Annotated in this window: 4 protein-coding genes; all 4 read left to right on the top strand. The window is 36.7% G+C overall.

Going from position 1 to position 5,237, the window contains the following annotated elements; all coding sequences use genetic code 11:
• Window positions 1-169: 169 nt before the first annotated feature.
• The 4 genes from typA to ubiH all read left to right on the top strand — a co-directional run bounded on the left by typA (window position 170) and on the right by ubiH (window position 5,109).
• Complete coding sequence (gene typA, locus CCY16_RS01080) at window positions 170-1,999, top strand: translational GTPase TypA (RefSeq protein ID WP_088414294.1); 1,830 nt, start codon at window positions 170-172, stop codon at window positions 1,997-1,999.
• Between the two features lie 64 nt (window positions 2,000-2,063).
• Window positions 2,064-2,864, top strand: a complete 801-nt coding sequence (locus tag CCY16_RS01075; protein ID WP_088414292.1) for an Rpn family recombination-promoting nuclease/putative transposase — start codon at window positions 2,064-2,066, stop codon at window positions 2,862-2,864.
• Between the two features lie 9 nt (window positions 2,865-2,873).
• Window positions 2,874-3,881 carry an Mrp/NBP35 family ATP-binding protein gene (locus tag CCY16_RS01070; protein WP_088414290.1) on the top strand — a complete coding sequence of 336 codons (1,008 nt, stop codon included), beginning with the start codon at window positions 2,874-2,876 and terminating at the stop codon, window positions 3,879-3,881.
• A gap of 70 nt (window positions 3,882-3,951) precedes the next feature.
• Window positions 3,952-5,109: a 2-octaprenyl-6-methoxyphenyl hydroxylase gene (gene ubiH, locus CCY16_RS01065; RefSeq protein ID WP_088414288.1), complete on the top strand. Its 1,158-nt coding sequence runs from the start codon at window positions 3,952-3,954 to the stop codon at window positions 5,107-5,109.
• Window positions 5,110-5,237 lie beyond the last annotated feature (128 nt).

The raw sequence follows: 5,237 nt of genomic DNA, 5'->3' as shown, positions 1-5,237 counted from the left end.
GCTTAAATAAAGATTAAAGATAAATTTTAGGCCTAAAACATCCCCATATAAGGAGTTCTTAAGGTCTGTAAAGTGGGTTTTTCAACGTGCTGCCAAATGCAAGAGTTCTATTTACTCCAAGTATGTTACATGTATACTTATTGCTAAATTAATTTTGGAATGATAGAAAATGAATGAATTTAAATCAATCCGTAATATTGCAATAATTGCGCACGTTGACCACGGGAAAACTACTTTACTTGATAACATGTTAAAACAAAGTGGCACGTTTCGTGAGAATCAAGAAGTTCAAGAGCGGGTGATGGATAGTGGTAATCAAGAGCGCGAACGTGGAATTACAATACTTGCAAAATGCACATCGATAATGTGGGGTGACGAAAAAATCAACATCATTGATACACCAGGGCACGCAGATTTTGGTGGAGAAGTAGAAAGGGTATTATGCATGGTAGACGGCGTGCTGCTGCTGGTTGACGCTGCAGAAGGCCCCATGCCACAAACTAAGTTTGTATTGTCAAAAGCACTAAAAGCAGATTTGAAGCCAATTGTGATAATCAATAAGGTTGATCGGCCAGATAGCAGGATTGATGAAGTGCTAAACGAGATATATGAACTATTTTTTAATCTTGATGCAACTAACGAGCAGCTAGATTTTCCGGTATTGTATGCTTCTGGTAGAAACGGCTGGTGTATTAAAGAGCTTTCTGATAAAAGAAAAGATTTAAGTCCGTTATTTTCAACGGTTATAGATTACATAAAACCTGCCAATTATGATCAAAATGCACCTTTTGCTATGCTAGTTACTCTGCTTGAATCTGATAAATTTCTTGGCAGAATATTGACAGGAAAAATTTATCAAGGAATTGCAAAAGTTAATTCAGATCTTAAGGTACTTGATCTTGATGGTAAAGTAATCAAACGAGGAAGATTAACTAAGTTACTTTCATTTTCTGGCTTGAAACGCATTCCAGTAGAGCAAGCTGTAGCGGGTGATATAATTGCAATTGCAGGACTTGAAAAAGCTTCAGTTTCAGCCACTATAGTAGCGCCAGAAGTTACAACTGCAATAAGCTCAATTCCGGTTGATCCACCGACGATGGCAATTACCCTCAGCGTCAATGATTCACCTTTTGCTGGACAAGAAGGAACAAAACTTACTTCCGCTGTTATAAAGGATCGTTTATATGCGGAGGCGGAAATAAACGTTGCGATTACCGTGACTTCAACACCGAATGATGAAGCATTCGAAGTAGGTGGACGTGGTGAGCTGCAGCTTGGAGTGTTGATCGAAAATATGAGAAGAGAAGGTTTTGAACTCTCAGTTTCGCGTCCTCGAGTATTATTTAAAGAAGAAGGCGGTAAAAAGCTTGAACCTATAGAGGAAGTAGTAATTGATGTAGATGATGAATATAGTGGAATCATCATGAAAAAACTTAGCTTCCGAAAAGGTGAAGTAACTGACATGAGGCCTTCTGGTAGTGGCAGAACAAGGTTAATATTTTTAGTACCATCAAGGGGGTTGATTGGTTATCAAGGAGAGTTTTTAACTGATTCTCGCGGTACTGGTATAATCAACCGTCTGTTTCACAGTTATGCTCCATATAAGGGTCCAATTTCTAGAAGGCGTAATGGAGTTTTAATTTCTACGGATAAAGGTGAGGCCGTGGCGTATGCAATTTTCAACTTGCAAGACAGAGGAATCATGTTTATTAAACCACAAGACAGGGTATATTGTGGCATGGTTGTTGGTCAGCATAGTCGTGGCAATGATTTGGAGATAAATGTACTAAAAGGTAAGCAATTAACAAATGTGAGAGCTGCAGGTAGTGATGAAGCTATAAAACTTACCCCACCAAAAACAATGACTCTAGAAGATATGATAGCGTATATAGATGATGATGAATTGGTAGAAGTCACTCCAAAATCTATACGCCTACGCAAGAAGTTTCTTGATCCAAATGAACGTAGGCGTGCAGAAAGGGCAAAGAATAAAGAGTAGATAAAAGTTGAAAAATTGCTAATAGTAGTGTATAATTATTAACATTTCCTAATTGTACTTAATTATGGCTTTTTCTAAATTTCTAGATCCAAAAAATGATGTAGCCTTTTGGTGTATCTTTGGTACTGAAAAAAATAAGGACATAGAGTTTTTAAGCACCATAATGGACGTTGAGATTGCCTCTAAAAAGCAAAATATTGTTGATGTACTCTGTAGAGATGAAAATGGGGTGCAAGTAATTGTCAAAATGCAAGTTGCTAAAACTAAAGGCTTCGAGAAACGTGCACAACTACATGCTGCTAAAGCTTACTCAAGACAATCAAACAATTACATAGATTTAAAGAAAGTCTTCTTTATTGCTATTTCCAATAGTGCGCTATTTCCTGAGAAGGTTGAGTATATTTCTGCCCATAGTATACGAGATATAAAAACCAATGGATATTACTTAAAAGATTTTCAATTTGTCTTTATTGAGTTGCCGAAGTTTACAAAAAGCAAGGTAGAACAGCTAGAGAGTACAATAGAGAGATGGTACTTCTTTTTTAAGTATGCAGAGGACACTACTGATGAAGACCTAAGGGATATAGTAGAAAAATTCCTAATGCTAAAACTAACATTTGATGAATTGGACAAGTTTCGCTGGAATGAAAAAGATCTAGTAGCCTATGAAGAAAGAGTAATGGATTTGCAAAAAGAGCAGCCATCCTTGAATACAAACTTGATCTTGCTAAAGGGTAAGGTATCAAAATTGGGCAATGAAGATGGCAAAAACCTACTTAAAACTGGTATTTCTATTAATATTATCTCTCAAATGACTGGCTTTTCTCAGGTTCAGATTAAACAACTTCAGGAAGGAATTGTCTAAAGGACTTATATGATCAATGAAGAAGTTGTAAAAGAGAACTTGAAAGAAGTCATAGAGCGAAAAAGTGGTAAGGATGTGATCGCTCTTGGCATAATATCCTCAATTGTTATTAAAGGTAAAGATATTGGCTTTGTGCTTGAGATTTCTGGTGACACACAAGCAAATGAGGAATTAAGAAAAAATTGTGAGAAAGCTGTTAAAGCTATACCAGGAGTAGGACAAGTGACCGTGGTTGCCGCTGGACGAAAACAAGCTGGGCAACAAAGAGCTAAACTGCATATTGAAGGAGTGAAAAATATAATTGTCGTTGCTTCCGGTAAAGGAGGTGTTGGCAAGTCCACGGTTGCACTAAACCTTGCTTTCTCGTTGGCAAAATTAAAACATAAGGTTGCACTGGTTGATGCAGATATATATGGTCCTTCAATTCCCAAAATGCTTGACGCTGAAAAATTAAAGCCAAAGATACAAGGTGGTAGGATAATGCCCATAGAGAAGTATGGACTGCATACTATTTCAATTGGCTATTTTATCGATAAGGACTGTGCAGCAATATGGCGTGGGCCTATGATCACGAAGGCGCTTTACAATTTGCTAATGGGAACGAGATGGTCAGATATAGAATATTTGGTAGTTGATACGCCACCTGGAACTGGTGATGTACACCTAAGTTTGATGGAAAATTTTAACTTAACTGGAGGAATAATAGTTTCAACTCCACAGGAACTTGCCTTGGTTGATGCACGCAAAATTTATAATATGTTTACAAAGCTCAGTGTACCGATCGTCGGCATTGTAGAAAACATGAGCTATTTTATTCAAGACAACTCAAAGATATATATATTTGGGAAAGATGGTACAAAAGTAATGTCCGAGGAACTGGGAATCAAACTCTTAGGCAGAATTCCTCTAGATCCAAAGATATGTTACGCTTCAGATTGTGGGAACCCTTTAATGCTAAGTGAAGATTTAGCAGGAATTTACGAAGACTTTGCTAAAGATATTAGGTCTTTCATATAGAATTCTATAAGGTTTGTTTAAACTATTTTCAAAATAGATAAAATATAATTTTAGGATTGATATAAATAAAATGAGTTACGATGTAATCATTTCAGGTGGTGGGTTACTTGGCCTTATTACTGCTATTGGCCTGAGTAATAACTCTGTATCCGTAGCCGTGATTGAAAAAAACAGTTTGCCGCGTATAATTGACGATAATCGAGCATTTGCTATTTCCCAAGGCTCAAGGAAAATACTGGAAAAGTTAGGGATTTGGCAATTTATAGAAAGCGAGGCTGAGCCAATACTTGATATATGTATATTAGATGAAAATAGCCCAATCACTGTGCATTATAACCATAAGATGGTTAGTGAAGAACCGATGGGTTATGTTATCAACAACGCTGTTATATGGAACGCGATCAATAACAATTTTTTGAATAAACTAAATATATATTCTCTGCACTCTTATAGAACAATTACTTGTGATGCAGGATGCGTGGAAGTTACCCTTGACAATAACCGGAAATTAATATCATCGCTACTTATCTGTGCTGAAGGCAAAAACTCCAAACTACCAAGGTTATTTTCTATGTCAATAATAAAATTTGATTATAAACAAAGTAGCATAGTATTTAATGTAAAGCACAAGCTGCACCACCAAAACTTAGCTGTGGAGCAGTTTTTTCCTGGCGGTCCGTTTGCAATTCTGCCGATGAAAAGTGGCCATACTTCTTCAATAGTTTGGACAGAAAAATCTGAAATTTCAAAAATGCTAATGAGTCTATCTGAGGAAGAATTCATCATAGAACTTAAGAAAAGGTTCGGTTCTTATTTAGGAGAGGTTAAACTAGATGGTGAAAGAAAATCTTATCCTTTGAGTTTTGCTTCTGCAAAAAAGCTGTATAAAAGCAGAGTTTTGCTTATTGGTGATGCAGCACATTCAATCCATCCAGTTGCAGGTCAAGGGCTTAATCTTGGCATTAGAGATGTAGAGAGCGTTATAAGGCAAATAACTGCTGCAAAAGTATCTGGTGTTGATGTTGGTAGTAGTTACTTATTAAAGAAAATTTCACGTGATAGATGCTTTGATAATTTTACGATGGCGCTTGCAACCGATGGATTAAATAGGGTATTTTCCAACAGAATATTCTGCGCTAAAACGCTAAGAAATTTTGGCTTAATGGCTGTTGAAAATTCAAAATTCCTTAAAAAACGCTTCATCCGGCACGCTATGGGATTTGTGTAAACTAGTTTTGGACATCAAATTAACCCTGGGGTGTAATTCGTATCCATTCAGCTAAGCGGTGTGAGAGACGATAGATAGGAAATTATGGAAAGGGTTTAGCTCCTTTTGTTTCCATGTTAAGTATAATG

The organism is Wolbachia endosymbiont of Wuchereria bancrofti (assembly GCF_002204235.2).
In the GTDB taxonomy this organism is placed as follows: domain Bacteria; phylum Pseudomonadota; class Alphaproteobacteria; order Rickettsiales; family Anaplasmataceae; genus Wolbachia.
The sequence above is the reverse complement of the archived record's forward strand: the minus strand, read 5'-3'. Positions and strand labels throughout refer to the sequence as shown.

What these genes read in the sequence shown, in the direction of transcription:
- typA (WP_088414294.1), top strand. Translation starts at nt 170, where the DNA reads ATGAATGAATTTAAATCAATCCGTAATATTGCAATAATTGCGCACGTT.
- CCY16_RS01075 (WP_088414292.1), top strand. Translation starts at nt 2,064, where the DNA reads ATGGCTTTTTCTAAATTTCTAGATCCAAAAAATGATGTAGCCTTTTGG.
- ubiH (WP_088414288.1), top strand. Translation starts at nt 3,952, where the DNA reads ATGAGTTACGATGTAATCATTTCAGGTGGTGGGTTACTTGGCCTTATT.
- CCY16_RS01070 (WP_088414290.1), top strand. Translation starts at nt 2,874, where the DNA reads ATGATCAATGAAGAAGTTGTAAAAGAGAACTTGAAAGAAGTCATAGAG.